Genomic DNA, 25483 nt, shown 5'->3' with positions numbered 1-25483 from the left:
AGAAAACCGCTGGTGCCAGCCTTCCGCCCTACGTAAGCTGCGCATGCGAAGAGCGCCTATTACCATCGGGGGATTGTCATGCGTGCCGTCAGACGTGCTGTCACCAAGACGGTGTCGGGACTCCCCCGGGCGTTCTGGTGGCTGTGGACCAGCACGCTGATCAACCGGCTGGGCGGCTTCGTCGTCACCTTCCTCGCCCTGTACCTCACCCTCGACCGGGGCTACTCGGCCTCGTACGCCGGACTGGTCGCCGCGCTGTACGGGCTGGGCGGCGCGGTCGCGGCCATCGTCGGCGGGGTGCTCACCGACCGTGTCGGCCGCCGTACCACGATGCTGCTCGCGCAGGTCGGCGCGGCGGTCACCACGGCGGTGCTCGGCTTCGTCACCCATCCGGTCGCCATCGCGGCGGTCGCCTGCGCGGTGGGCGTCACCAGCAACGCCTCGCGCCCGGCGGTGCAGGCGATGATGGCCGATCTGGTCCCGGCCGAGGACCGGGTGCGCGCCTTCTCGCTCAACTACTGGGCCATCAACATCGGGTTCGGCGTCTCGGCGGCGGCCGCCGGGCTGATCGCCGCACACGGCTACCTGCTGCTCTTCCTCGGCGACGCGGTGGCGACGCTGCTGTGCGCGCTGGTCGTCTTCGTCAAGATCCCGGAGACCCGGCCGTCAACGCCGGCACGGGACACGGCGGTTGCCGAACCGAGCGCCGGACTCGGCCAAGTGGTGCGGGACGGCCGGTTCATGGCGCTGGTCGGGTTGACCTTCCTGATCGCCACGGTGCTGCAGCAGGGCTCGACCACCTTGTCGGTCTCGATGGGCAAGGCGGGACTGACGACCAGCCAGTACGGTCTGGTGATCGGCCTGAACGGGCTGCTGATCGTCCTGCTGCAGATCCCGATGACCCGGCTGATGCGCGACCGCAGCCGGGCCGCACTGCTGGTGACGGCGACGCTGCTGCAGGGCTGGGGCTTCGGGCTGACCGTCTTCGCGGGGTCGGCCGCGTTCTACGCGCTGACGGTGGCGATCTGGACGCTGGGCGAGATCATGGCGGCGCCCACCTTGATGGCGGTGGTCGCCGATCTGTCACCGACGCACGCGCGCGGCCGCTACCAGGGCATGTACTCGCTGGCGTGGTCCGCGGCGACGTTCCTCGGACCGATGGCGGGCGGTGTGGCGCTGGACCGCTGGGGTTCGGCGATGTGGCCGGTGTGCGGGGTGGTCGGCACGGTCGCGGCCATCGGCTTCGGGCTGCTGTTGCGCCAGGGGCCGATACGCACCGCCCCCGGCGGCGTCACAAGCGCGAGCAGCCTGCGCCCGACGGGCGACGCCGCGCCCGCGGGTTCCTTGGAGTAGAGCCTTTCCGGCGGGTTCCTCTTGAGTTGCGGTGGGCTTGGACCGCCGGTCACCGTCATGGGGGTTGCTCGCTGCCGCGGCGGCATTTGTCTTGGCGAAGCCAAAGGGGTTTCGGGGGCTTGCCCCCGACAGATCGTCCTGCCGCAGCGGCGAGCAACCTCCACGGCGCGGACCGGTGGTCCGCGCCGTGCACCCCGAGAAGTCCGCCGGAAGGGCCTACGCGTCCCGGGTCAGATGGGCGAACGCCTCCAGATTGCGGGTGGACTCGCCACGTGAGGTCCGCCAGGCGTACTCCCTGCGGATCGCGGAGGCGAAGCCCAGTTCCAGCAGGGTGTTGAAGCTGCCGTCCGCGTTCTCCACCACCGCGCCGAGCAGCTGGTCGATCTGCTCCGCCGTCACCGCGGACAGCGGCAGCCGCCCGACCAGGTAGACGTCACCGAGCCGGTCGATCGCGTAACTCACCCCGTACATGCGGATGTTGCGCTCCAGCAACCAGCGGTAGAACGCCTCGTGGTTCTCGTCGGGGCGGCGCACCACGAAGGCGTTGACGGAGAGCGTATGGCGCCCGACCACCAGCGAGCAGGTGGTCGACAGCTTGCGGGTGCCGGGGAGTTGCACCACGTACGTACCCGAAGCGCCGTCCGGCGTGTCCCATTCGAGCCCGGCGTCCGTCAGCGCCTGCTCCACGGTCGCGCGGGCCGCGGCCTGCTCGCTCATGTCTTGATCGTAGGCGACCCGGTCACACCTTGCGGCGGCGGGCGGTGGCGCCCGCGTAGACATCTGCGGTCGCCGCGGCGGAGGCGTCCCAGCCGAAGGCGCGGGCGTGGTGGGCGGCGGCGCTGCCCAGGTCCTCGGTGAGCCGCGGCTGGTCGACGAAGCGGCGCAGCACCCGCGCGTAGTCGGCCGGATCGTGGCCGGGCACGAGGAAGCCGCTGCGCCCGTCCTGTACCGCCACCGGCAGGCCGCCGACCGCTGCCGCCACCACCGGCGTGCCGCATGCCTGGGCCTCGATCGCGACCAGGCCGAAGGACTCGCTGTACGAGGGCGTGACCAGCGCGTTCGCCGCTCGGTACCAGTCGGCCAGCCGGTCCTGGTCCACCGGCGGCTGGAACCGTACGACATCGGCGACGCCGAGGCGGGCGGCCAGTTTGTGCAGTCGTTCCGGCTTGGCGAGGCCGCTGCCGCTGGGTCCGCCGACGATGGGGACCACCAGGCGCTCACGGAGTGCGGGGTCCTCGTCGAGGAGTACCGCGACCGCGCGGATCAGCACGTCAGGGGCCTTGAGCGGCTGTATTCGCCCGGCGAACAGCGGGATCACCGCGTGCGGCGGCAGACCGAGCCGGACCCGGGCGGCCGCGCGGCCGTCCGCCGGGCGGAAGCGATCGAGGTTCACGCCCGGGTGGACGACTGCGACCTTTTCGCGGGCCGCGCCGTAGTGCCGTACGAGTTCGTCGGCTTCCTCTTCCGTGTTGGCGATCAGCCGGTCCGCCGCCTCCACTATCTGCGTCTCGCCGATCACCCGGGCCGCGGGCTCGGGGGTGTCGCCGTCGGCGAGCGCGGCGTTCTTGACCTTGGCCATGGTGTGCATGGCGTGCACCAGCGGCACGCCCCAACGCTGGGCGGCGAGCCAGCCGACGTGCCCGGAGAGCCAGTAGTGCGAGTGGACCAGGTCGTAGTAGCCGGGCCGCTGCGAGGCCTCCGCCTGCATCACGCCGTGCGTGAAGGCGCACAGCTGGGCGGGGAGGTCCTCCTTGGCGAGCCCTTCGTACGGGCCCGCGTCGACATGCCGCACGAGGACGCCGGGCGCCAGCTCGACCACCGGCGGCAGGCCGCCGGTGGTGGCGCGGGTGAAGACCTCGACCTCGATGCCGAGGTCGGCGAGGCGCCTGGCCAGTTCCACGATGTAGACGTTCATACCGCCCGCGTCGCCGGTGCCGGGCTGGTGGAGCGGGGAGGTATGGACGCTGAGCATCGCCACCCGCCGTGGGATGCCCGCGCGGCGCAGGCGCCGGGGCATGTGCGAGCGGGCACGCAGACGTTGCGCGCCCAGCCGGGGCACGTGGGCCACCTGGTGGTTCACCGTGCGGTGCCTCCCTCGGTCCTTATGCGTCTGTCGTGTAACGGCGGCGGTGGGGGCGGGCATTTCCGCTTTGCCAAGTCGTTATCCCCGGGGTGCGGGCGCGGGGTGCTTCGCGGCACCGGTGCCGGAGCGGGTGGACGGACCGGGACCGAAGCGCGCCGCGGGCACCGGTGACGGGTGGAACAGCGGGCAATTACCCTGAACGTCAGCCCCCAGCCGCACCCGCACCTAAGGTCCCCTCATGAACCCGATCGGCACCGTGACCCGGGGGACCACGAACCCGAACCGGCTGCGCCGGATGGACCGGTGGATCGCGTCCGCCTACGGCGGCGCCCTGCGGCGGATCGACGATCCGGTGATCGTCGACCTGGGGTACGGCGCGGCGCCGTGGACCGCCGTCGAACTGCTCACCAGGCTGCGTACCGTCCGCATGGACGCCGAGGTCGTGGGTGTGGAGATAGACCCCGCGCGGGTCGCGGCCGCGGCGCCCTACGCCCGGGACGGGCTGCGCTTCGTACGCGGCGGGTTCGAGGTGCCGTTGCCCGCGGGAAGACGCCCCGCCCTCATACGGGCGGCGAACGTGCTGCGGCAGTACGACGAGGACGAGGTCGCCGCAGTCTGGGCGCGGCTGTGCGATCGTCTGGCGCCGGGCGGGCTGCTGGTCGAGGGGACGTGTGACGAGATAGGCCGCCGCCATGTGTGGGTCGCGCTCGGCCCGGAGGGCCCTCGTACGGTCACGTTCGCCACCCGGCTGGGCTCGCTGGAGCGGCCGTCCGATCTGGCCGAGCGGTTGCCGAAGGCGTTGATACACCGCAATGTGCCGGGCGAGCCGGTGCACGCTTTCCTCATCGATTTCGACCGCGCATGGGCGGCCGCCGCACCGTTCGGCGCGCTCGGCGCACGGCAGCGCTGGATCCGTTCCGCGCAGACGCTGCGGGCGGCCGGCTGGCCGCTCGTGGACGGCCCCACGCGCTGGCGGCAGGGCGAGGTCACGGTGCGCTGGGACGCCCTGGCCCCGGCGCGGCACGGCGCCTCGGCGGGACGCGGCGCCTCGGCGGGACGCGCCGTCCCGGCCCAGCGCAGTGCCGCGGCGGAGCGCGCCATCCCGGCACAGCGCAGCGCCCCGCCCCCGCGCGGCTGATCCCCACTCCTCTTTCTCTGTCGCATTACGACGCCCTGTGGCACCATCCGCAACTAAGTGACGGCACGTCAGATTTGAGGTGGCCTCATGCGGTTGCGGGGTGCGGCGGTGGCGTCCACGGTGCTGGTCTGCGCGGCGGGCCTGCTGGCCGTACCGAGCAACGCACAGGCGGCGAGGCCGAAGTCACTGGCCGAGATCAGGGCCGAGGTGAACCGGCTGTACCGCCAGGCGGAAGCGGCCACCCAGGCGTACGACGCCGTCACGGAGAAGATCGACCAGCAGCAGAAGGAGCTGGTCACCCTCGCGCGCGCGGTCGTCGCCGCCCAGTCGAAGGAGGCCGCCTTGACCCAGCGGTTGGGCGCGCTGGCCCGTGCCCAGTACCGCAGCGGTGGCGGCCTGCCGCTCGCCGCGCAGTTCATGCTCTCCTCCGACCCCGGGTCGTTCCTGGACGACGCGGGCCTCGCCGAGAAGGGCGCGCACGCCGCCACCACCGCGTTGAACGAGTTGCGTACGACCAAGAGCGAGCTTGAGGGCTACGCCAACGCGGCCACCGCGGGCTGGCAGAGCCTGATGGACGAGCAGAGCCAGAAGGCTGACACGAAACGGCAGGTCGAACAGCGGCTGGCACAGGCCCGGGCGCTGCTCGGCACGCTGCAGGCACAGCAGCAGACGCGATTGCGGCGGCTGGACGACGAGGCCGCCTACCAGTCGCAGCTCAGCTGGCTGAGGAACGGCGCCGGGGCGAAGCTCGGCAGCGCCGCGGGCACGGCGAGCGCGCTCGGCGCGCGGGCGGTGGCCTTCGCGTCCGCCCAGATCGGCAAGGCGTATGAATGGGGCGCGCAGGGGCCGTCGACGTACGACTGCTCGGGCCTCACCGAGATGGCGTGGGCGGCGGCCGGAGTGGCGATCCCGCGGACCTCGCAGGAGCAGTGGGCGCGGCTGCCGCACATACCGCTGGACCAGCTGCGCCCGGGCGATCTGGTCATCTACTTCACGGACGCCGGCCATGTCGCGATCTACATCGGCGACGGCGCGATCATCCAGGCCCCGCGCCCCGGGCGGGCGATAGGGATCGCGGGCGCCGGTTCCATGCCGATCCTCGGGGCCGTCCGGCCGGGGTGAGCAGCGGATTGGGCGCGCCGGCGGTACGGGATCCACTGCGGTCCTCCGGTGCGGCAGGACCGTCACAGCGTTACCGGGAGTCACAGCTTTCCCAAAGGCGCGGGGCCGCGAGGGCCGTGCCCTGTCTCAAAAGCCGTGGCCGGTTCCCGAATGCCCCAGTGATGTATCTCATGCCCAGATTCCGGCGTCCCGCCCGAAATCCCCGTCCGACCTAGGGATATGCCACCGGCGGTTACCTCACACACCCTCCCGCGGCACGTGCCCTGCCGCTAAGGTCACCTGGCAACACCCAGCGGCGGACCACCCCACATGGTCCGAACCTGGAACGGCGGCGCCCCCACGGCGCCCGCCACGCCCTCGGGGGAGGGAAGGAATCACGCCATGTGCGCCACCGGCCGGCCCACCGACCGGCAGCATGACCAGCACCCCGGCTGGACGTCCGACCATCGTCCGGCAGGGGTGGCCGCGACACTCCCGCGACAGCGGGCGACCGAGCCCGTACCCATCGAGCAGCCGGGCGAAACGGTGCGGTCCCAGCCGCAGCCGTTCACCCTGCTCGTCGTCGGTGATGACCCCACCGGCGGCTTCGCCGTGCCCGATCTGCTGGACGCCGCCGGGCACCGCGTCCGTATCCGCCGAGCCCGCAACCTCACCGAGGCCCAGCGGCTGCTCACCGATGACGTGACCTGCATCCTGCTCGACCTGGACATCGAGCTGGTCCCCGACCACCCCAAGGCCGGTGGCCTCACCGCCCTGCGCGAGGTACTGCGGATGGCCCCCGCCACGGCCGTGCTCGCGCTGGCGGCCGGTGAGGAGGACGCCGAGCTGGCCGCCGAGGCGGTCCGCGTCGGTGCGCAGGACTACCTCTTCCGGGACGAGTTCGACGCGTCCCTGCTCAACCGCGCGATGCGCTACGCCGTGGAGCGCAAACGCGCCGACCTCGCGCAGCGGCAGCTCACCGAGACCCGGCTGCTGACGCAGGAGAACGCCCGGCTGGAACGCGGTCTGCTGCCGACCCCGCTGCTGGGCGGCGCCGACGATCTCCGGTTCGCCGCGCGCTACCGGCCGGGTCGCAGCCGCGCGCTGCTCGGCGGTGACTTCTACGACGTCGTACGCACCCCGGACGGCACCGTGCACGCGATGATCGGCGATGTGTGCGGGCACGGACCGGACGAGGCGGCGCTCGGTGTCGAGCTGCGCATCGCCTGGCGCGCGCTGACGCTCGCCGGGCTGAGCGGCGACGAGTTGCTGGGCACCCTCCAGGAGGTGCTGGAGAACGAGCGCCCGGACGACGAGGTGTTCGCGACGCTGTGCACGATCGACATCGCGTCCGACGGCCTGCGGGCCGGGCTGTGCCTCGCCGGTCATCCGTCGCCGCTACTGGCCCGCAGCGGACGGCCGGTGGAACTACTGCCGTACGAGCACGGCGGCCCGGCGCTGGGCCTGCTGGAGCGGGCCGAGTGGAACCGCCGCACGGTGGAGCTCGGCGAGGCGTGGAGCCTGATGCTGTACACCGACGGGCTGATCGAGGGCCGGATCGGTGAGGGCACCGCGCGGCTCGGCCAGGACGGCATGATCGAGCTGGTCGACCGCCGCGTGCGCTCCGGGCTGCGCGGTGAGGAACTGCTGGACTCGACGATGGCCGAGGTCAGGGAGCTCAACGGCGGCGAGCTGACGGACGACGTCGCGGTGGTGCTGCTCGACCGCGGTTGACGGACCCGAGGCTCAGCGGCTGAACGGCCCGTACGGTCCATCGCTGCTGCTCCCGCGCCTGCGGGGGCCGCGCCCTGAGACCTCCTTGAGCGCCGGGCGTACGTCGACCATGTACACGATCGCGGCGACGAGGCCGATCAGCGGCAGTATCGACAGGATCGGGAAGAGCCCCATCACCACCGCCGCGATGCCCAGGATGATCAGCCAGAACGGCTTGGTGTGCTTGTCCGCCGCCCGATACGCGTCCTCCCGATGGATCGCCGCGTTGACGAACGCGACGATCGTGAACACCAGCAGGCCGGTCGAGACCCAGCTGAAGATCGTGTTGAACCCTTGGATCAGCATTCCGTCCACCGCCTTGTCGTCCGCCAACGAGCCCCTTCGCCGTCACGGTACTCGTACAACGGGCCGGGCACCTCGTCCGTGCCCGGCCCGTTGTCACGCCCTTGTCACTAGCCGGACTTGCTCCGGTGTCACTCGCCGGGCTTGCTCTGCGTGGTCTTGCGCGCCGTGGTCTTCTTGGCGGCGGGCTTGCGGGACGCGGCGGCGCTGGGCTGGCCCTCGGCGTCCTGCCTGGGCTCCGGCTCGATGGCCGCGGCCAGCTCCTCGGCCTCCTCGGCGGCCTGGCCGCGCCAGGTCCTGACCGCGCCACGGCCTCGGTCGACCAGCCCGTTGTAGGTCTCCCCCGCCTTGACGGCGGCCTCGGCCGCCCAGCCGACCTGCCGCAGCGCGAAGTCCTGGGCGGAGTCGGAGAGCTTCTTCAGGTCCAGCTCAACGGTGCCAAGCGTCTCAGTGATCTTGGCCTGGACGTCCTTGGCCTGCTGGGTCACCCGCTCCTGGACGACCTTCGGGTCAGTGGCGCGCACCTTGTTGAACCGCTCCGGCGCCTCCTCGCGCAGCTTGTCGAGGAGCGGCGGCACCTCGCCCAGCTTCTCGGCCGCGAGGTCGACTGCGCCCGCCGCGGCGTACAGGGGGGCCGGGTCGGTCAGTGCCTTGCGGACGCTTTCGGTGATCGCCATGAGGGTCCTCCGGTACGGGATGGTGGCGTGTTCGTCTTTGTGGTTCGTGGGCGCCGATCAGGCTCCGGCGGCGACGTCGCCACCGCGCTTGTCCTGATTGTGCTGCTTATCCTTCGCCGGCACGGGCTTCAGCGCGCGCGTCCGTGCGGCGACGGTCTCCGCGACGGCGTCGGCGACCTTGGCCGCCGCCTTCTTCGCGGCGGCCTTCTTCGCGGCGGCTGTCGTGGTGGACGCCTTCTTGGCGGCGGCCTTCTCGACCGGGGCGGCCGGGGCGGCGTCACTCGCCGGACCGTCCCCGAGACCGTTCTCCTTGCGGAACGACTCGTAGATCTGCAGCAGCACCTGCTTCTGCTTCTCGTTGATCGTCGGGTCGGTGAGGATCGCGGTACGCACCTCGATGCCGTTCTGGTCGCGCTCGTCGAGGATCCCGGCCTGGACGTACAGCGTCTCGGCGGAGATCCGCAGCGCCTTGGCGAGCTGCTGCAGGATCTCAGCGCTCGGCTTGCGCAGCCCGCGCTCGATCTGGCTGAGGTACGGGTTCGACACCCCGGCGGCCTCGGCCAGTTGACGCAACGACAACTGCGCACTGCGCCGCTGCTCGCGCAGATACTCGCCGAGGTTTCCGACATTCAGTGACGCCATGACTCGACCGTGCCACAACACCGCTAACTTTTGCAAGCAAACCGCTTGCAACAGTGTCGTTTCAGCCGTGTGACGCGGTGTGACTCGCAGCGATGGATGACACCGCCGCCCGGAGTCGCTCAAGGCAGGGCGGTCTCGGTCGATCTACATAGCGGCAGATGCGTCGGACGACAGGGTCCGCTTCGAGGAGGCGCCGCCCGCACCAGCCGGTGAGGGCGCTGTTGTCGGCGATGGGGTGCCTGAGTGCCCATCCAGCCGAAGCGTGATCTTGCGGCCGGCTCAGGCGAGGCCGAACATGCGGGTACCTCCGGCGATGCGGCACCCGCCGTCCTTCGCCACGGTCCGTTCGACCTCCAGCGCCCCGCTCTCACTCCTGCCCGTGGCGGTCGGGAACCAGGCGTGGTCAACCGCTGCTCGCTAGAACGCGGGTTTCATGCGGTGGTGGTCTTCGGGTAGTACGGACGGAGGCCGGCCACGAAGATGCGGTCGAGCATCCGGTCCGGGAGCACCCGCGACAGGCGGGTGAGCACGGCCGCGTCGCGACCAATGGTGTAGCGCGTGCGAGGCTTCCTCGCGGTCACGGCCTTGGCGATCACCTGGGCGGCATCGTCGGCGGACTTACCGCTTGTGGTGAAGGCGGTGGTCTGCGCGGTGACCGCCTGGACCAGCGGCCCGTAGCGATCCCGCTGTTCCGGTGACATGGTCTCGGCCAGCCGGCTCGTGGTGGCGATACCCCGGTCGGCCATCTCTGTGGAGATCCCGCCGGGCTCGACGACCACCAGCCGCACGCCCAGCGGCGTCAGTTCCCGGCGCAGCGCGTCGCTGACCGCCTCCAGGGCGAACTTCGTGCTCGCGTAGGGGCCGTAGGTGGCCATGGCGATCTTCCCGCCGACCGAGCTGATGTTGACCACCCGGCCGGAGTGGCGCAGCAGGGCGGGCAGCAGGGCCTGGGTGACGGCGACGTGACCGAACAGGTTGACCTCGAACAGCCGGCGCCACTCGTCCAGCGGCAGGGCCTCGACCGGGGCGTTGACGGAGATGCCGGCGTTGTTGACCAACGCCCGCAACGCACCCGTCTGCGAGCCGACGCGGGCGGCCAGCTCGGCGATGTGGTCGGGCTGGGTGATGTCGAGGATGACCGGCTCGACGCCCGGGGCACGGAGCGCGTCGGCGTCCCGGTCGCGGCGGACACCGGCGAGTACGTGGAATCCCCGGCGGGCCAGCTCGCGGGCGGACGCCGCGCCGATCCCGGTCGAGGCTCCGGTCACGACGACGCAGCCCAGGGTGTCCGACACTTCAGATGACATTGTCACCTGAACAACGGTAGAGATCTCAGATGACAGTGTCAACTGTATAGTGACCGGCATGGTCAGCCGAGTGGAATCCGCCGCCGCGACGCGACGCGCCCTGCTGGATGCGGCCGCCGACCTGCTGGACAGCGGTGGTCCGGACGCGGTGACGCTGCGCGCGGTCGGGGCGCGTGCGGGGGTCACCCGCGGGGCGCCGTACCGGCACTTCCCCGACAAGGACAGCCTGCTGACCGCGGTAGCAGCCGAGGCCTTGGACCGGCTCGCGGATCAGGTGCGGGACGTGCGCGCCGATCCGCGGGTGCCCCCGGCCGACAAGCTGAACCGTGCCCTGTCCTCGCTGATGACGGTCGGCCGCCGTCAGCCGCACCTGTACCGGCTGATGTTCGCCTCCCCGGCGGGCGACCCGACCGCGATCCGCGCGGCGGTCCAGGCGGCCGACCGCGCCCAGGACGAGTTCCTCGCCGTCGTCGGCGATCTGGTCGGCGCACAGCACACCCGTCAATTCGCGGCGCTGCTGTTGACCAGCGTGCACGGGATCACGGATATGGAGGTCAGTGGGCACCTGTCCGCGGACAAGTGGCACATCACGGCCGAGGAACTCGTCTCGACCCTGGTGTCCATGATCGACCGGCAGGCCCGCAGCGGGTAGCCGTGCCGGGAGCGGCAACGCACCCTCCCGTTGTCACGCTGCCGTGTTGGAGTTACTCGCCCGTCTCATCGACGGCCACGACCTCGAACCGTTCGACACAACCAGCTGACCCGCCGGGGACCCGATCACAGTTCGGCGGCAGGGGCGTTCGCCCGACACGCGGCAAGCTCCCCAACTCTCATGCAGGCAGCGAACGGGATCATGCCAACTATCCGCGAGCAGTCACACGCGGTTGTGCCGCACAGCGCCGGACACCGTTCCGCGGCGCTGTCCGCCGTCAACGACCCACCGCGGCCTGGCCGTTGTGGTTGAGCCGGGCTTCCGACGCCCCCTTCCGGGGCAGCAGATCTCCCCATGCCGGTGGCTGGTCCGGTTGGGATACCGCGGCATGTCCACGTCGATCGTGGCGGGCGCGCAGGGTGTCCGTGATCCGGCCGACGCGGAACGCCTGTGGACGTTGTCCGAGAACCTGCTGGCCGGCGCTGGCTGATCACCATCAAGCGGGCGGCCGGACCGTCGGCTCGGCCGCCGGGGCCGACGCCGGTCGTCGGCGGAGCCGCCTGGTAGGGACGCCCGGCCCGGGCAGGGCGATCCCGTTCGGCTCAGCCGACAGGTCCACCGTCAGCCCCCTGTCAGATCATGACCGGCCAGCAGCGGCAGGTCATGACCGGCCAGCGGCGGCCGGTTTGCGGGCCAGCAGGAAACCCTGCGGGGTCGTCTCCGGGAACTCGCCGCCCTCGTCGCGCTCGCGCAGCAGCCGGGCACATATGACCAGTCCGGCCTCGGTGAGCAACTCGGCGACACGGTCCGGCTGCCGCCGGTGGAACTCCAGCGAGATCGGTCGACCGAACGCCTCCGTACGGCGCAGCGGCTCGTCGCCGACCTGGAACGCGAGCAGCGCATGGCCGCCTGGAGCCAACACCCGGTAGAACTCCGCGAAGACCTCCGGCAGCCGCTCCTGCGGGACGTGGATGATCGAGTACCAGGCCATGACCCCGCCCAGAGCACCGTCCGGCAGGTCCAGGTCCAGCATCGAACCCACCTCGAACCGCAGGTCGGGGTGCGCCTCCCGGGCCACCTCGAGCATGCCCGGCGACAGGTCGACCCCGAACACGGACACCCCGAGGCCGCTCAGATGTGCCGTCACACGGCCGGTACCGCACCCGATGTCGGCCACCGGCCCGGCACCCGCGGCCCGCACGAGATCGGCGAACCCGGCGAGCATCGCCCGCTCCAGCGGCTTCGCCGCCAGCTCACCGCCGAAGCGTTCGGCGTAGTCGGTGGCGATGGAGTCATAGGACGCCCGGGTGGCGCGCAGGAAGTCTGGTTCGGTCACGGCCACGCACCCTATCCCGCACGGGCGTTCGGGGAGGAGTGACCGCCGAACGCGCGACGGGGCCGTCGACCCTACTCGGGCGGCGTCTCGCCGACGCCCCACTCCGGGTCTGGGTCGGGGTCCAGCCTGGCCGCCAACTCCCTCAAGCCTGCCACGACTTCGCTGCCGGTCGGGGCGTGCTCGGGGTCGGTCAGCCACTGCATCATGACGCCGGAAAGCAGGGCCATCTGAACCGAGCCCAGGGTGCGCGCGGCGGTTTCGGTCACCGCGGACTCTTCAACGCCCTTTATCCAGGCAGCCATACCGCGGCGGCCCTCCTGCTGGCCCTGCGCCAGTCCGGCGCGGACTTCCGGGGCGTGTTCGGCCTGCAGCAGCGCCTCAACGCTGGCGAGCCACAACTCGCGTTGCCCGGCGAGGGAGTTCACCATCTCGGCCCAGGTCGCCGTGTAGCGCTCGACGGGAGTGGCGTCCGGGTCGGTGGCTTCGGCCAGGGCGCCCATGACTTGGGTGCCCCACTCGTCCATCCCCTCGATCAGCGCCGCATTGAGCAGCGCCTCCCGGGAGCCGAAGTGGTAGCCGATGGCGGCCATGCTGACGCCACCGGCGGCGGAGGCGATGTCGCGGACGGTGGTGCGCGCATAGCCCTTCTCCCTCAGGCAGCGCTTGGCCCCCGCGAGCAGATCTTCACGGTTTCCCATGCCAGGAGGGTAACCACGGTTGGCGCAACCGCCCTACACATCCGTTCTATACAAATGTATTGCGCGCTTGCCCAACTTCGGCGTATGGTCGTTCCACGGCAGGACAGACGCCGGCAGACCGACAGACCGACAGACAACCAACGGACCACGGGGGGACTCCATGAAGACCGTTCTCATCTCCGGCGGCAGCATCGCCGGGCCCGCGCTCGCCTACTGGCTGGGCCGGTACGGATTCCGCACCACACTGGTGGAGAGGGCACCGGCCCTGCGCGAGGGCGGCCAGGCGGTGGACTTCCGGGGAACCGCGCACCTGACCGTGCTGGAGCGTATGGGACTGCTGGACGAGATCCGGCGGCTGCAGACGCACACGGGCGCCGTGGCCGTCGTCGACGCGGACGGCAAGCAGCTCTCCAGCCTGCCGTCGGAGATCATGAGCGGTGAGGTGGAGATCGCCCGCGGCGATCTGAGCCGAGTGTTCTACGAGGCCACCAAGGACCGCACCGAGTACGTCTTCGGCGACTCGATCACCTCACTCACCGAGCGTGCCGACAGGATCGACGTCACCTTCGAGCGCTCCGCGCCACGCACCTTCGACCTCGTCGTAGGCGCCGACGGGGTGCACTCCGGCGTCCGTCGGCTGGCCTTCGGGCCGGAGTCGGACTTCCGGCGCGACCTGGGCGTGTGCTCCGCGGTCTTCACCGTGCCCAACCGGTTCGGGCTGGACCACCGCGGTCTGATGTACAGCACTCCGGGCAAAGGCGTGTACGTCTACAGCAAGCGGGACACCGCCGAAGCCACGGCCGCGTTGTTCTTCGCCTCGCAACGGCTGGAGTACGACCACCGGAACACCGAGCAGCACAAGGACATCGTCACCAGCGTCTTCGCGGACGAAGGGTGGGAGGCGCCATGGCTGTTGACGGCGATGCGCGAGGCGCCCGACTTCTACTTCGACCGCGCGAGCCAGATCCATATCGACCGGTACTCCAACGGACGGGCGGTGCTGCTCGGCGACGCGGGCTACGCCGGCGGGCCAGGCGCCATGGGCACCGGGCTCGCGGTGGTCGGCGCGTATGTGCTGGCGGGTGAGTTGGCGGCGGCCCCCGATGACCATCGCACAGCCTTCGCACGGTACGAGGAGCGGATACGCCCGTACGCCGCGGTGTGCATGAAGCAGGCCGAGGGTCTCGACCGGTTCCTGGTGCCGCAGACGCGGTCGCAGATATGGACCCGCAATCTGATGTGGAAGGCGCTGCCCTATCTGCCGTGGAAGGGGGTCATCACCAAGATCACCACAAAGGCGGCCAATGCCATCACGCTCAAGGACTACGCCCAGGACGTCAAGTTCGGACAGCGACCCGTCTACGCCAACGGCTGACATGGCGCCAGCGACGCGCGGCGCGGTATGGCTGGCGCCGCCCCCCGCGAGGTAGCTTCGCAGGATGGAGCTGCGTCTGATCGACACCGGTGAAGTCCGGCTGGCCTGCCGGGTGTCGGGGAATCCCGACGGGCCGCCAGTGATGCTGTTGCACGCACTGGGTGAATCCAGCACGGACTGGGACGCGATCGCGGAGGAGCTCGCGGCGGGCTGGCGGGTCTACGTGCCCGACCTGCGCGGGCATGGGCGCAGCGACTGGCCCGGTAGGTACTCGTTCGAGCTGATGCGTGACGATGTCGTGGGACTGCTGAACGCGCTCGGCCTTGACCAGGTGACGCTGGTCGGGCACTCGATGGGCGGAGTGGTAGCACACCTGTTCGCGCAGGCGCACCCGGAGCGGGTGGAGCGGCTGGTGCTGGAGGAGGCTCCGGCGCCGTATCCCCGGGACCACAAGGAGACCGAACGGCCCGACGGAGAACTGGACTTCGACTGGGACGTGGTGACCGCGGTGCATACCCAACTCGCGACACCGCCGTCGCACTGGCACTCCGGGCTCGCCGCGATCACCGCGCCGACACTGGTCATCGCGGGCGGCTCACGCAGCCACATACCGCAAGACCAGCTCGCCCAGATGGCCCGGCTGATACCGGGCGGCAGGCTGCTCACCATTCCCTCGGGTCATCTGGTGCACGCCGAGCGCCCTGAGGACTTCACCGCCGCGGTCCTCGGGTTCCTGCCGGGCGGCCGCCGCTGATCCCATGCTCAGCTGGACGGCCGCCCAACCTCCCGGCCGCTCAGCCCAGTTCGGCCGCCACCAGCTCCGCGATCTGCACCGCGTTGAGTGCCGCGCCCTTGCGCAGGTTGTCACTGGAGCAGAACAGTGACAGCCCGTGGGCCACGGTCTCATCGGTACGGATCCGGCCGACGAACGTGGGGTCCTGACCCGCGGCCTGCTGCGGGGTGGGGACGTCGGACAGTGCCACACCGGGCGCACCACCGAGCAGTTCGTGCGCCCGGTGCGGAGAGATGTCGCGGGCGAAGCGGGCGTTGATCTGCAGCGAGTGGCCAGTGAAGACCGGCACCCGCACGCAGGTGCCGGACACCTTCAGGTCCGGGATCTCCAGGATCTTGCGGCTCTCGTTGCGGAGCTTCTGCTCCTCGTCGGTCTCGCCCGAGCCGTCGTCCACCAGGGATCCGGCGAGCGGCAGTACGTTGAACGCGATGGGCCGGGCGTAGACCTTGGGCTCGGGGAGGTCCACGGCGCTGCCGTCGAAGGTCAGTTCGCGGGCTCGGTCCCCCACCGCGGCTGCCTGCTCGGCGAGTTCGGCGACACCGGTGAGACCGCTGCCGGACACCGCCTGGTAGGTCGCCACGACCATGCTGACGAGGCCTGCCTCCTCGTGCAGCGGGCGCAGCACCGGCATCGCGGCCATGGTGGTGCAGTTGGGGTTGGCGATGATGCCCCTGGGACGGTCGGTGACCGCGTGCGGGTTGACCTCGGAGACCACCAGCGGGACCTGCGGGTCCAGGCGCCAGGCCGAGGAGTTGTCGACCACGACCGCCCCGGCTTCCGCGACGCGCGGCGCGAGCGCCAGCGATGCCGTCTTCCCCGCGGAGAACAGCACGATGTCAAGGCCGCGGTAGTCGGCGGTGTCGGCGTCCTCCACGACCACCTCGGTGCCCTGCCAGGGCAGCGTTCGGCCCGCCGAACGCGCCGAGGCGAACAGCCGCAGCTCCCCGACTGGCAGGCCGAGGCCCTCGGCCGCGCGCTGCGCCAGCACCTGGCGCATGACGCCGCCGACCTGGCCGGTCGCGCCGACGATTCCGACCTTCATACGTTTCACCTTTCGCGGTGGGCATTGCTGGTGTCTTCCGGGGGTCTCCCCCAGACCCCCCGTGGGTGGGCATTGTCGCTGGTTGTTCGGGGCTTCCCCCAAACCCCTTGCGTGGGTGGCGTCCGATGTTCCCGGGCGCTCCGGTCACCACGATCATGATGCGTCTTTTCGGTTGCTGTGCTCAATCACTTGTGCCGAACTGCCGTGCCACGGAACGCGAGTGCTCCCGGTCGCGGACGGTCCGGTTGTGAAGCCGCTGGTGGGCGGCGTGGCGCTCCCCGTGGTGGCGTGGACCACGTGGAAATCCCCTCGACGCGGCGCCGGTCGGCCTGCCAGCCTCCCCACCATGGAAGCCGTGTACGACATCTCCACCGACCCGGCCCGGCTGGACGTCACCCGGGTGCACCGCTGGCTGAGCACCGACGCCTACTGGGCGATAGGCCGCAGCCGCGAAGCACAGGAACGCGCCATCGCCGGGTCTCTCAACTTCGGGGCGTACCAGGCCGGTTCGGGGATCCAGGTGGCCTACGCCCGGGTGGTCACCGACCACGCGACCTTCGCCTGGCTCTGCGATGTCTACGTCGACCGCTCGGCGCGCGGCCACGGTCTGGGCACCGCACTGGTGGAGGCGGTGCGCGACCATCTGATGCCGTACGGCCTGCGCCGCATTCTGCTGGCGACCGAGGACGCACACGGCGTCTACGAGCAGGCCGGATTCCGGCCGCTGGACGATCCACAGCGCTGGATGGTCTTCACCAAGGGGTAAGGACGGTCCGGCGGATCCGGGACCGGTGGCCGCCCGGATCAGAAGGTCTCCGGGCACCACGGCCGACGCGGGGTGCGCAGGAGCGCGTCAGCGCGTGCGGCGGCGCCCGGGCGCCGCTCCTCGACGCGGCCGAGGGCGGCCAGCCGCACCGCCGACTCATCGCCCAGATACAGCGCCCCCAACTCCCTTACGTCCAAGACGAGATCGGGCTCCGCTCCCGTAGCGCGGACCTGGCCGCCCTCGGGTGAGGCGGTCAGTCGCCACCGGCCGTCGGCGTACCCGTCGGCGTCCTCGACCTGCAGCACCAGTTCGCCGGTGCCCGCGTAGCCGCGCGCCTCCAGCGCGGTCACCGCATCAAGCACCCGCAGCCACATGAAGTCGGCGTGCGAGGTGACCCTGGCGGCCCGCGGGTCCCCCAGGAGCAGCGGCAGCAGGTCGTCGGGCGGGCGGGACCCGGAGGCGAGCTTGACGACCCAGTCGACGGACAGCGCGTATCTCCACAGCGCGCGCTCGGCCTCCGGGGTGGTGGCGGTCATGCTCCGCACGGTGAGCGTGTCCTGCGGCATCTTGCCGTCCCACACGTCGTCGATGGCGTAGGTGAGCAGGCCGTCCACCCGGCCGGTGGCGTCCCGGTACACGGCGTGGTGGGGCTCGGTCCAGGGGTGCGAGAACAGCTCCACCTCGCCGGTGTACAGCTTCCAGAAGTTCTCGGTGCGGTTGATCGCCCCCGGGGTCAACCGTCTTACCCGCTCGTGCAGTTCCGGTCCCACCTTGCGGACCTCGGCGCCGTCGACCAGGTCGATACGAGCGCCGTCGGGCAGTTCGTGGCGGCCGAGCCGGGCCCGCGGGATCTCCACCGTCCAGTCGGTGACCCAGGTGGCCGGGCCGAAGCCGAAGCGGCCGTAGATCGGGTACTCCGCGGCGACCAGGATGGAGACCGCGTCGCCGCGTTCCTTCGCCGCCGCCAGGCCGCGCGCCATCATCCGGCTGAGCAGTCCGCGCCGCCGGTGGGTCGCGGTCACGGTCACACTGCTGACCGCGTCCGCCGAGATCATCGCGCCGCCCGGGACGGTCAGCTCGCGCGGCAGCGTACGGAACGTGGCGACGCACCGTCCGCCGTCGAACGCGCCCTGGGTGCGGGCCGGTTCGATCCCCATCACGGACGGTGTCACGGACGTGTCCTGGTCCTCCCGCACCGGCGGGCGCAGGAAGCCCCTCCGCGTTGCCAACACCCAGTCGCCGTAGTCGGACTCCTCGATGTACCGGACCTCGATCGTGCCGCTCATTCCGGCAGGCTAAGCCGCACGCACTCCCCGGCGCATCCGGGTTTTCCGGCGCCTGCTCACAGCGACCTCAGAAGGCGGCGCGGATCTCGCCGACCTTCTTCGGACCGCCCATCAGCGGAGCCTCGCCGATGCGGTCCACCACCGGCGCGTCAACGCCCAGCAGCCGCAGGGCGCGGGCCAGTACCGGGCCGAGGGCGCGCCCGGCGCCGTCGTCGATCTTGAAGGCGAGTGCCCTGCCGTCCGGCAGCGCCACCGCCTGCACCGCCTCCGCGCCCATCTTCGACAGCGTCCCCGGTACCTCGCGCATCAGCCAGGTGTCCGGCCGCCGGGTGCCCGCCACGTACTGGGGGTGGGCGCGCATCGCGTCGGCGACCTTGCGCCGGGGGGTGCCCGGCTCGGCGAGCACATAGCCGCGGAAGGCGCGGGCGAGACCGGTCAGGCTCAGCGCCATCAGCGGCGCACCGCAGCCGTCGACGCCGATGTGGTCGACGCTCTCGCCGCTGGCGTCACGGACCACGTCCAGGACGAGCTGCTGCAGCGGGTGCGAGAGGTCGAGATAGCTGTCCAGCGGCCAGCCGTTGCGTACGCAGACGGCCAGCATCGCGGCGTGCTTGCCCGAGCAGTTCATCAGCAGCGGGTCCCGGGTGCCGCCGGTCTGCAGCCAGCCCTCCGCCTCGTGCGGATCGAGCGGCAGGTCGGGCGGGGTCTGCAGGGCACCCTCATCAAGGTCGGCGCTGGCCAGGATCCTGCGGACGCCTTCGAGGTGGAACGTTTCTCCGGAGTGGCTGGCGGCTGCCAGCGCCAGCAGTTCCCCTTCCAGCTCACACCCCGCCCACAGCAGCGCCTCCGCCTGCATCGGCTTGTTCGCCGAGCGGGGGAAGACGGGCGCGGCCACCTCGCCCAGCGCGAGATCCACGCCGCCGTCCGCGTCCAGCAGCACCAGCGACCCGCGATGACGGCCCTCGACGAAGCCGGAGCGTATGACCTCTGCGAGAACGGGCAGCTCAGTGCGGGTACGGGACGTCATCGTCGGCCTTCCGAGGAGGGGATGGACGACCGCTCCCCTCAGCGGGCCGGTCGGGGATCTCCCGGACCGGCGGCCTAGCCGCCAGAGAGCAGGTCGTCGACTCGTGCTTCGCCCTCACGGTACCTTCGGGCAATCTCCGCGCTGCAACCGTCCACGGTCGTCTGCAGCTGCCTGCGGCGTTGGGAGACCTGCTGCTCGCGCCCGACCAGCTTGGCCATCGCGGCGTCCAGCTCCTGATCGGTGCGGGCGGCAAGGTCGGACAGCTCCACGTCGGCGAGCATCTCCTCGGCCAGCTGCCGGTACTCCTCGCTGTGCGGGGTGCCCAACGTCACGTGCCGCGCGGACCGCACCCCTCGCGAGGGGCCGTCGGCCAGGATCTCCGGCAGCCGGTCGAGCAGCGGGCGCACCAGGAGCGTGCGCCCCGGCCTGGAGTCCTTCGGGTGCTTCTGGTCCTTGGCGTCCCCAGGCGCCGTACGCCGCCCCAGCTCCGCCCGCAGGATGTCGATCCGGCCCTGCAGCAGCCGCCGCAGATACGACAGGTCGGCTTCCTCCTGCTGGGCGTCACGGCGCAGCGTCCGCAGCTCGGCTAGACGGAAGGTGCCCAGTGGGGGCATGACGGCCTCCGAGGGGTTCTCGGCAGCCGCCCGCGAGCGGGGTGTGTCCGGCCGCGGGGTGCGGGGATCGAGTGCGTCGGCCTGCAGCATGCGGGCTTCCTTGTTACGGGCGGTACGGACGGTTAGGGCGGTACGGGCGTGGGTGCGGGTCTCGGTGCGGCTGTCGGTGTCGGATGTGGCGGCTGTGGTTGCAGTATCGGATGTCTGTCCGGTGTCGGCGATAGTTATGCGCATACGTCCCCTCCGTCGGGTACGTCCCCTCCATTGGGCGGTGCGAACGGGCCCCCGGCATCGCCTCGGATCAGATCGTGCCACTGCGCACTGACAACTCGCAGCGCCTGTGCACCCGAACAGCCCCTGCGCTCTTGGCTGAGGCGGGTCCTGGCGGGCGTACGCCCCCCGGCGTTGAGATGACGAATTCACCCCTGAGAGTGGCACCCGACGGGGCGCGCCACAATGGGGGCCATGCGTGCCGTAGCCCAGCGAGTGACCGAAGCAGCCGTCACGGTCGATGGTGAGACCATCGGCAAGATCACCGGCCCGGGACTGTGCGTCCTGGTCGGGGTGACCCACGAGGACACCCCCGAGAAGGCCGCCCAACTCGCCCGCAAGCTGTGGACACTGCGCATCCTGCCCGATGAGCACTCCTGCTCCGACATCGGCGCGCCGCTTCTGGTGGTCAGCCAGTTCACGCTCTACGGCGACGCCCGCAAGGGGCGTCGGCCGACGTGGAACGCGGCGGCGCCGGGGCCGGTGGCGGAGCCGCTGGTCGATGAGGTGGTCGCGCAACTCCGGGCGTTGGGCGCCCATGTGGAGACGGGGCGCTTCGGGGCCGCCATGAAGGTGTCGTTGACCAACGACGGGCCGTTTACGGTGCTGTTGGAGGTCTGAACCCCGGTAGTCGAGGACGGGCGTGGGTTCTTCCCGCCCGCCCACCCCTGATCAGGGCTCGACCACCACTTCCTGGTTGGCCGGGACCGTGTCCGCGAGCAGGACCGCGTCCGCGGGGACGTTCCGCTTGACCAGCGCCAGGGCGATCGGGCCGAGTTCGTAGTGCCGCGCGGAGGACGTGACGAAGCCGAGCTGGCGGCCCTCCATCCCGTCCTCGGCCAGTCGCACCGGCGCGCCGTGCCCCGGCAGCTTGACCTCGCTGCCATCGAGGTGCAGGAAGACCAGACGGCGCGGCGGGCGGCCGAGGTTGTGCACCCGGGCCACCGTCTCCTGGCCGCGGTAGCAGCCCTTGTTGAGGTGGACCGCGGTCTCCAGCCAGCCCACCTCGTGCGGGATCGTCCGGTGGTCGGTCTCCAGACCGAGCCGCGGGCGGTGCGCCTCGATCCGCAGCGCCTCAAGTGCCAACACGCCGATCGCCGGACCGGCCTGCTCGGCGACTGACTCCAACTCGCCGCGCGGCACGAAGACATCGCGACCGTACGCGACCTCCCGAACCGCCCAGCCGTCCGGCACCTCGGCGATGGAACCGGCGGGCAGATGGACGACGGCGTAGGCGTCCGTCACATCCGCTGTCTCCACCTGGTAGAAGAACTTCATGCTCTCCAGGTACGCGAGCAACTCGCCCTGCGTACCGGGCTCGACGTGGATCCACGTCGTCGTGCCGTCGTCCACCAGGTACAGCGCGTGCTCGACATGCCCGTGGGCGGACAGGATCAGCGCCTCCGTGGCCTGCTGCGGCGGCAGTTCGCTGACGTGCTGGGTGATCAGCAGATGCAGCCAGCTCAGCCGGTCGGCGCCGCTGACGGTGATGACACCACGGTGCGACAGGTCGACGAAACCCGTCCCGGCGGCGAGTGCGCGCTGCTCGCGGAACAGGTCTCCGTAGTGGGCGGCGACGCCCTCGTCCGGTGCTTCGGCGGGGACGGCACCGGGCAGCGAGAGCAGGGGACTCTTCGTCATGCGCACCAGCCTACGACCCGCCGGACACGGCCTTGGGGTCCGCGACGGTGCGGGAGCAGTTCGCACAACGCCCGAAGATCGCGAAGTGCTTCATATCGGTGTCGAAGCCGAACGTACGCCGCAGCTCCGTGATGAGCGGTGCGGCCACCGAGACGTCCGCCTCGATGACCTTCTCGCAGTCCCGGCAGACCAGATGCATGTGGTGGTGCCGGTCGGCGAGGTGGTACGTGGGCGAACCGTGCCCCAGGTGGGCGTGGCTGACCAGGCCCAGCTCCTCCAGCAGCTCCAGCGTCCGGTAGACGGTGGAGATGTTGACGCCGCTGGCGGTCCGCCGGACCTCCGACAGGATGTCGTCCGGAGTGGCGTGCTCCAGGTGGTCGACAGCCTCGAGCACCAGCTGACGCTGCGGCGTCAGCCGGTATCCGCGCTCGCGCAGGTCCTTCTTCCAGTCGGTGCTCACCACGCCACCGATTCTAGGGAAGAAGCCGGGGAAGGATTACTTGAAGAACGCGATGCCGTCGTCCGGCAGGTCCTTCAGGTCCTTGGCCCACTCCGACGGGTCCACGACCTTCTTCAGCTGCGCCGACATGTACGGGCGCAGCGGCACCTCGGGCGTCGTCTTCTCCCCCACCCACATCAGGTCGCCCTTGACGTAGCCGTACAGCCGCTTGCCGCCCGAGTACGGCTCGGCGGAGCCCAGCCGGGCCACCGCGTCGGTCACCAGGTCGATCTGCGGCTTCTTGTCGGCCAGCTCGCCGTACCAGATCTCGATGACACCGGCGTCGCGCGCCATCGCGATCTCGACCTTGCGGTCGGCGTCGACGCGCCAGTAGCCGCTCTCGTTCTCCAGCGGACGCACCTTGTTGCCCTCGGCGTCCAGCACCCAGGTGCGCGAGGTGTACTCCAGGAACGGGCGGCCGTCGTGGGAGAACGTGACCTCCTGCCCGAAGTTGCACTTCTCGGAACCGGGGAAGTCGGACACGCCCGCGCCCTGCCAGTTGCCGAGGAGGAACGCGAGCGGGACGAGGTCCGGGTGGAGGTCGGACGGAATCTCGATCATGGGGTGGGGCTCAGACGATCTGTGAGGGGTTGGTCAGGGACGTCGGGTCAGCGCTGGCCCTGGAAGAGCTTCTTCACGGACAGGCCGGTGAAGGCGATGACGGCCACAACGACCAGGGCGAGAAGGGCTTCGAAAAAGACCTCAAGCACGTTGGTGCTCCTCGGGCAGGCTGCTGACTTACGGACCGGGTCCGAGTCTAGTCGGCGGGGTGGGCGGGCCGCGCGGCGGCGTAGGGTGAGCTGCGTGACCAAGCAGCTGGTGATCAAGGTGACGGCGGGCGCGGACGCGCCCGAGCGGTGCTCGCAGGCGTTCACGGTGGCGGCGGTGGCCGCGGCCAGCGGCGTCGAGGTCTCGCTGTGGCTGACCGGTGAGTCCGCGTGGTTCGCGCTGCCCGGCCGGGCGGCGGAGTTCGAGCTGCCGCACGCGGCACCGCTGCCGGACCTGATCGACGGCATTCTGGCGGGCGGCCGGATCACCCTGTGCACCCAGTGCGCGGCCCGCCGGGACATCACCGAGGCCGACGTCATGAAGGGCGTACGGATCGCCGGGGCGCAGGTCTTCGTCCAGGAGGCCATGGCGGACGGCGTGCAGGCGCTCGTCTACTGACCGTGCGGCGCCGCTGGTCTACTGACCGGAGTCGCCCCGGTCCAGCCGGTCCAGGCGCTCCTTGGCGGCCTTCTCGCTCTCCCGCCAGGTGTCGTCCTTCGGCTCGTCCTTGAGCCAGCTGTCATCGGGCACGTCCCACCAGGTGTCGTCCGGGCCGCGCCGGTTCGCCACCACCGCCGCGACCGGCGGGATGACCATCGCCACCACGCACATCGCGACGGCCGCCGGGACCGACCACAGACGCACGACGCCCCAGGCCAGGACGAACATCCCGATACACGTGCCCATCATGGCGAAGTACCAGTGCCTACGCCGCGCGTACATACTTCCACGGTACGTCCGGAAGGCGCCGGCAGACAGCGCGGAGGACCGCACCCCGCAAGGCGTCCAACCCTGGGATGCGGCCCTCCGGCCGTACGAGTGCCTCAAAGGGCAATGGCGACCTCCGCCAGGCCGCCCTGCTGGGCGACGACGGTGCGGTCCGCCTGCGCGCCCGGCACCAGGGCGCGCACGGTCCAGGTGCCCTCCGCGGCGTAGAAGCGGAACTGCCCGGTCGCCGAGGTCGGCACCTCGGCGGTGAACTCACCGGTGCTGTCCAGCAGGCGCACGTAACCGGTGACGGGCTGGCCGCCGCGGGTCACCGAGCCCTGGATCGTCGTCTCACCGGCCTTTACGGTCGAAGCGTCCGGGCCGCCGGCCTTGGCTCCACACATGAGTGAACTTCCTTACCTAGGGGGTCAGTTGGATCCGAGCTCGATCGGCACGCCCACCAGCGAGCCGTACTCGGTCCAGGAGCCGTCGTAGTTCCTGACGTTGTGCTGGCCGAGCAGTTCGTGCAGCACGAACCAGGTGTGCGCGGAGCGCTCGCCGATCCGGCAGTACGCGATGGTGTCCTTGGCCAGGTCCACACCCGCGGCTTCGTACAGCTCCTTCAGCTCGTCGTCCGACTTGAAGGTGCCGTCGTCGTTGGCCGACTTCGACCACGGGATGTTGCGGGCGGTGGGGATGTGGCCCGGGCGCTGCGACTGCTCCTGCGGGAGGTGCGCCGGGGCGAGCAGCTTTCCGCTGAACTCGTCGGGGGAACGCACGTCGACCAGGTTCAGCTGACCGATCGCCTTGACGGCGTCGTCGCGGAAGGCGCGGATCGACAGATCCTGCTCCTTGGCCTTGTAGTCGGTCTGCGGACGGGTCCGCACCTCGACGACCAGGTCGCGGGAGTCCAGCTCCCACTTCTTGCGGCCGCCGTCCAGCAGGCGGACGTCCTGGTGGCCGTAGAGCTTGAAGTACCAGTAGGCGTACGCCGCGAACCAGTTGTTGTTGCCGCCGTACAGGACGACGGTGTCGTCGTTGGCGATGCCCCGCTCCGACAGGAGCTTCTCGAAGCCCCCCTGGTCGACGAAGTCACGGCGCACCGGGTCCTGGAGGTCCTGCTTCCAGTCGATCCGGATGGCGTTCTTGATGTGGTTCTTCTCGTACGCCGAGGTGTCCTCGTCCACCTCGACGATGACGACCTTGGGGTCGTCGAGATGACTCTCGACCCACTCGGCGTCGACGAGGACGTCGCTGCGGCTCATGCTGTTCTCCTCCGGGGCAGTTGCGGCGGGGCGTTGACTGTGCGGGTGCCCCCGTACGCGGGCGCGCGAGGGCGCGACGGGGTGCGGCTGCGGATGAAGGGTGGGAATGCGAGCCCGGGCGGGGAGGCCCTCAGGGCGGTGGACCCTTCAGGGAACGCGACAGAGCATGGCGGCGACGCGGCACAGGTCGACTGCCCGCCGCTTCGTGAGATCCGCCTGTCGCTTCATGGCCCCGATCGTAGGGAAGCACGGGGCGGGTGTCACCGGCGTGTCATCATCCGAGACGAGATCGTCCGAATGGCGGTACGTTTCAGCCCCTCGCGGCCTGCCGCGAGGGGCTGGGGCGGGCGGGCCACCGCCATACGG

The 25483-nt window shown here is 70.8% G+C and carries 28 protein-coding genes; 10 read left to right on the top strand and 18 right to left on the bottom strand.

The window, feature by feature from the left end; translation table 11 throughout:
• The first annotated feature begins 78 nt into the window (after positions 1-78).
• The gene (locus P2L57_RS27760; RefSeq protein WP_275818875.1) at positions 79-1353 is read left to right on the top strand and encodes an MDR family MFS transporter; all 1275 of its coding nucleotides are present in this window, start codon (positions 79-81) and stop codon (positions 1351-1353) included.
• A 216-nt stretch (positions 1354-1569) separates the two neighbouring features.
• On the opposite strand, the gene P2L57_RS27755 is transcribed toward P2L57_RS27760, so the two are convergent.
• Both P2L57_RS27755 and mshA read right to left on the bottom strand, forming a co-directional pair.
• Positions 1570-2070 carry a type III secretion system chaperone family protein gene (locus P2L57_RS27755; RefSeq protein ID WP_275818874.1) on the bottom strand — a complete coding sequence of 167 codons (501 nt, stop codon included), beginning with the start codon at positions 2068-2070 and terminating at the stop codon, positions 1570-1572.
• A 22-nt stretch (positions 2071-2092) separates the two neighbouring features.
• On the bottom strand, positions 2093-3370 hold the full coding sequence (mshA, locus tag P2L57_RS27750) for a D-inositol-3-phosphate glycosyltransferase (RefSeq protein WP_275818994.1): 1278 nt from the start codon (positions 3368-3370) through the stop codon (positions 2093-2095).
• Between the two features lie 304 nt (positions 3371-3674).
• On the opposite strand from mshA, the gene P2L57_RS27745 reads away from it, so the two are divergent.
• The 3 genes from P2L57_RS27745 (at position 3675) to P2L57_RS27735 (ending at position 7409) form a co-directional block, all read left to right on the top strand.
• A complete protein-coding gene (locus P2L57_RS27745; protein ID WP_275818871.1) occupies positions 3675-4574 on the top strand; it encodes a class I SAM-dependent methyltransferase in 900 nt (299 codons plus the stop codon).
• Positions 4575-4661: 87 nt separating this feature from the next.
• Complete coding sequence (locus tag P2L57_RS27740; protein WP_275818869.1) at positions 4662-5696, top strand: C40 family peptidase; 1035 nt, start codon at positions 4662-4664, stop codon at positions 5694-5696.
• A gap of 309 nt (positions 5697-6005) precedes the next feature.
• Positions 6006-7409, top strand: coding sequence for a PP2C family protein-serine/threonine phosphatase (locus tag P2L57_RS27735; RefSeq protein WP_372515959.1), 1404 nt, complete (start codon positions 6006-6008; stop codon positions 7407-7409).
• Between the two features lie 12 nt (positions 7410-7421).
• Here P2L57_RS27735 and P2L57_RS27730 read toward each other — a convergent pair whose 3' ends face one another.
• The 4 genes from P2L57_RS27730 to P2L57_RS27715 all read right to left on the bottom strand — a co-directional run bounded on the left by P2L57_RS27730 (position 7422) and on the right by P2L57_RS27715 (position 10377).
• Positions 7422-7754: a DUF2516 family protein gene (locus tag P2L57_RS27730; RefSeq protein WP_275818992.1), complete on the bottom strand. Its 333-nt coding sequence runs from the start codon at positions 7752-7754 to the stop codon at positions 7422-7424.
• Between the two features lie 128 nt (positions 7755-7882).
• On the bottom strand, positions 7883-8428 hold the full coding sequence (locus tag P2L57_RS27725; protein ID WP_275818865.1) for a hypothetical protein: 546 nt from the start codon (positions 8426-8428) through the stop codon (positions 7883-7885).
• Positions 8429-8485: 57 nt separating this feature from the next.
• Positions 8486-9070 (bottom strand): helix-turn-helix domain-containing protein, encoded by a 585-nt coding sequence (locus P2L57_RS27720; protein ID WP_275818863.1) that lies wholly within the window; start codon positions 9068-9070, stop codon positions 8486-8488.
• Between the two features lie 431 nt (positions 9071-9501).
• Positions 9502-10377, bottom strand: coding sequence for an SDR family oxidoreductase (locus tag P2L57_RS27715; RefSeq protein ID WP_275818990.1), 876 nt, complete (start codon positions 10375-10377; stop codon positions 9502-9504).
• A 58-nt stretch (positions 10378-10435) separates the two neighbouring features.
• Here P2L57_RS27715 and P2L57_RS27710 point away from each other — a divergent pair, with 58 nt between their 5' ends.
• On the top strand, positions 10436-11029 hold the full coding sequence (locus tag P2L57_RS27710; RefSeq protein WP_275818861.1) for a TetR/AcrR family transcriptional regulator: 594 nt from the start codon (positions 10436-10438) through the stop codon (positions 11027-11029).
• A gap of 661 nt (positions 11030-11690) precedes the next feature.
• Here P2L57_RS27710 and P2L57_RS27705 read toward each other — a convergent pair.
• Together P2L57_RS27705 and P2L57_RS27700 are read right to left on the bottom strand one after the other, a co-directional pair.
• Positions 11691-12365, bottom strand: a complete 675-nt coding sequence (locus P2L57_RS27705; protein ID WP_275818859.1) for a class I SAM-dependent methyltransferase — start codon at positions 12363-12365, stop codon at positions 11691-11693.
• Between the two features lie 71 nt (positions 12366-12436).
• Positions 12437-13063, bottom strand: coding sequence for a TetR/AcrR family transcriptional regulator (locus P2L57_RS27700; RefSeq protein WP_275818857.1), 627 nt, complete (start codon positions 13061-13063; stop codon positions 12437-12439).
• Positions 13064-13223: 160 nt separating this feature from the next.
• Between P2L57_RS27700 and P2L57_RS27695 the strand changes: the two genes are divergently transcribed.
• Positions 13224-14438: an FAD-dependent monooxygenase gene (locus P2L57_RS27695; protein WP_275818855.1), complete on the top strand. Its 1215-nt coding sequence runs from the start codon at positions 13224-13226 to the stop codon at positions 14436-14438.
• Positions 14439-14502: 64 nt separating this feature from the next.
• Positions 14503-15192: an alpha/beta fold hydrolase gene (locus P2L57_RS27690; RefSeq protein WP_275818853.1), complete on the top strand. Its 690-nt coding sequence runs from the start codon at positions 14503-14505 to the stop codon at positions 15190-15192.
• Between the two features lie 40 nt (positions 15193-15232).
• Here the strand turns inward: P2L57_RS27690 and P2L57_RS27685 are convergent, their stop codons facing one another.
• A complete protein-coding gene (locus tag P2L57_RS27685; RefSeq protein ID WP_275818851.1) occupies positions 15233-16273 on the bottom strand; it encodes an aspartate-semialdehyde dehydrogenase in 1041 nt (346 codons plus the stop codon).
• A 346-nt stretch (positions 16274-16619) separates the two neighbouring features.
• Here P2L57_RS27685 and P2L57_RS27680 point away from each other — a divergent pair, with 346 nt between their 5' ends.
• Complete coding sequence (locus P2L57_RS27680) at positions 16620-17039, top strand: GNAT family N-acetyltransferase (protein ID WP_275818849.1); 420 nt, start codon at positions 16620-16622, stop codon at positions 17037-17039.
• Positions 17040-17077: 38 nt separating this feature from the next.
• Here the strand turns inward: P2L57_RS27680 and P2L57_RS27675 are convergent, their stop codons facing one another.
• The 3 genes from P2L57_RS27675 to P2L57_RS27665 all read right to left on the bottom strand — a co-directional run bounded on the left by P2L57_RS27675 (position 17078) and on the right by P2L57_RS27665 (position 19966).
• Positions 17078-18325, bottom strand: a complete 1248-nt coding sequence (locus P2L57_RS27675) for a GNAT family N-acetyltransferase (protein ID WP_275818847.1) — start codon at positions 18323-18325, stop codon at positions 17078-17080.
• 67 nt (positions 18326-18392) lie between these two features.
• The gene (locus tag P2L57_RS27670) at positions 18393-19352 is read right to left on the bottom strand and encodes an asparaginase (RefSeq protein ID WP_275818845.1); all 960 of its coding nucleotides are present in this window, start codon (positions 19350-19352) and stop codon (positions 18393-18395) included.
• A 74-nt stretch (positions 19353-19426) separates the two neighbouring features.
• A complete protein-coding gene (locus P2L57_RS27665) occupies positions 19427-19966 on the bottom strand; it encodes an RsiG family protein (RefSeq protein ID WP_372515962.1) in 540 nt (179 codons plus the stop codon).
• A gap of 465 nt (positions 19967-20431) precedes the next feature.
• Here P2L57_RS27665 and dtd point away from each other — a divergent pair, with 465 nt between their 5' ends.
• Positions 20432-20857 (top strand): D-aminoacyl-tRNA deacylase, encoded by a 426-nt coding sequence (gene dtd / locus P2L57_RS27660; protein WP_275818841.1) that lies wholly within the window; start codon positions 20432-20434, stop codon positions 20855-20857.
• A gap of 51 nt (positions 20858-20908) precedes the next feature.
• Here the strand turns inward: dtd and ygfZ are convergent, their stop codons facing one another.
• Genes ygfZ through P2L57_RS27645 form a run of 3 tightly spaced genes read right to left on the bottom strand, consistent with a single transcriptional unit; the run spans position 20909 to position 22937 of the window.
• Positions 20909-21877: a CAF17-like 4Fe-4S cluster assembly/insertion protein YgfZ gene (ygfZ, locus tag P2L57_RS27655; RefSeq protein ID WP_275818839.1), complete on the bottom strand. Its 969-nt coding sequence runs from the start codon at positions 21875-21877 to the stop codon at positions 20909-20911.
• A 10-nt stretch (positions 21878-21887) separates the two neighbouring features.
• The gene (locus tag P2L57_RS27650) at positions 21888-22340 is read right to left on the bottom strand and encodes a Fur family transcriptional regulator (RefSeq protein WP_275818837.1); all 453 of its coding nucleotides are present in this window, start codon (positions 22338-22340) and stop codon (positions 21888-21890) included.
• Positions 22341-22373: 33 nt separating this feature from the next.
• Positions 22374-22937, bottom strand: a complete 564-nt coding sequence (locus P2L57_RS27645; RefSeq protein ID WP_275818835.1) for a heme-binding beta-barrel domain-containing protein — start codon at positions 22935-22937, stop codon at positions 22374-22376.
• A 243-nt stretch (positions 22938-23180) separates the two neighbouring features.
• Between P2L57_RS27645 and P2L57_RS27640 the strand changes: the two genes are divergently transcribed.
• A complete protein-coding gene (locus P2L57_RS27640; RefSeq protein WP_275818832.1) occupies positions 23181-23543 on the top strand; it encodes a DsrE family protein in 363 nt (120 codons plus the stop codon).
• An 18-nt stretch (positions 23544-23561) separates the two neighbouring features.
• On the opposite strand, the gene P2L57_RS27635 is transcribed toward P2L57_RS27640, so the two are convergent.
• The 3 genes from P2L57_RS27635 to P2L57_RS27625 all read right to left on the bottom strand — a co-directional run bounded on the left by P2L57_RS27635 (position 23562) and on the right by P2L57_RS27625 (position 25117).
• The gene (locus P2L57_RS27635; protein ID WP_275818830.1) at positions 23562-23867 is read right to left on the bottom strand and encodes a DUF3099 domain-containing protein; all 306 of its coding nucleotides are present in this window, start codon (positions 23865-23867) and stop codon (positions 23562-23564) included.
• A gap of 101 nt (positions 23868-23968) precedes the next feature.
• The gene (locus tag P2L57_RS27630) at positions 23969-24256 is read right to left on the bottom strand and encodes a DUF1416 domain-containing protein (RefSeq protein WP_275818828.1); all 288 of its coding nucleotides are present in this window, start codon (positions 24254-24256) and stop codon (positions 23969-23971) included.
• Positions 24257-24280: 24 nt separating this feature from the next.
• On the bottom strand, positions 24281-25117 hold the full coding sequence (locus P2L57_RS27625; RefSeq protein ID WP_275818826.1) for a sulfurtransferase: 837 nt from the start codon (positions 25115-25117) through the stop codon (positions 24281-24283).
• Positions 25118-25483 lie beyond the last annotated feature (366 nt).

The sequence above is a fragment of the Streptantibioticus ferralitis genome, from assembly GCF_029223525.1.
GTDB lineage: Bacteria > Actinomycetota > Actinomycetes > Streptomycetales > Streptomycetaceae > Streptantibioticus_A > Streptantibioticus_A ferralitis.
This window is presented reverse-complemented; position numbering and strand designations above follow the sequence as displayed.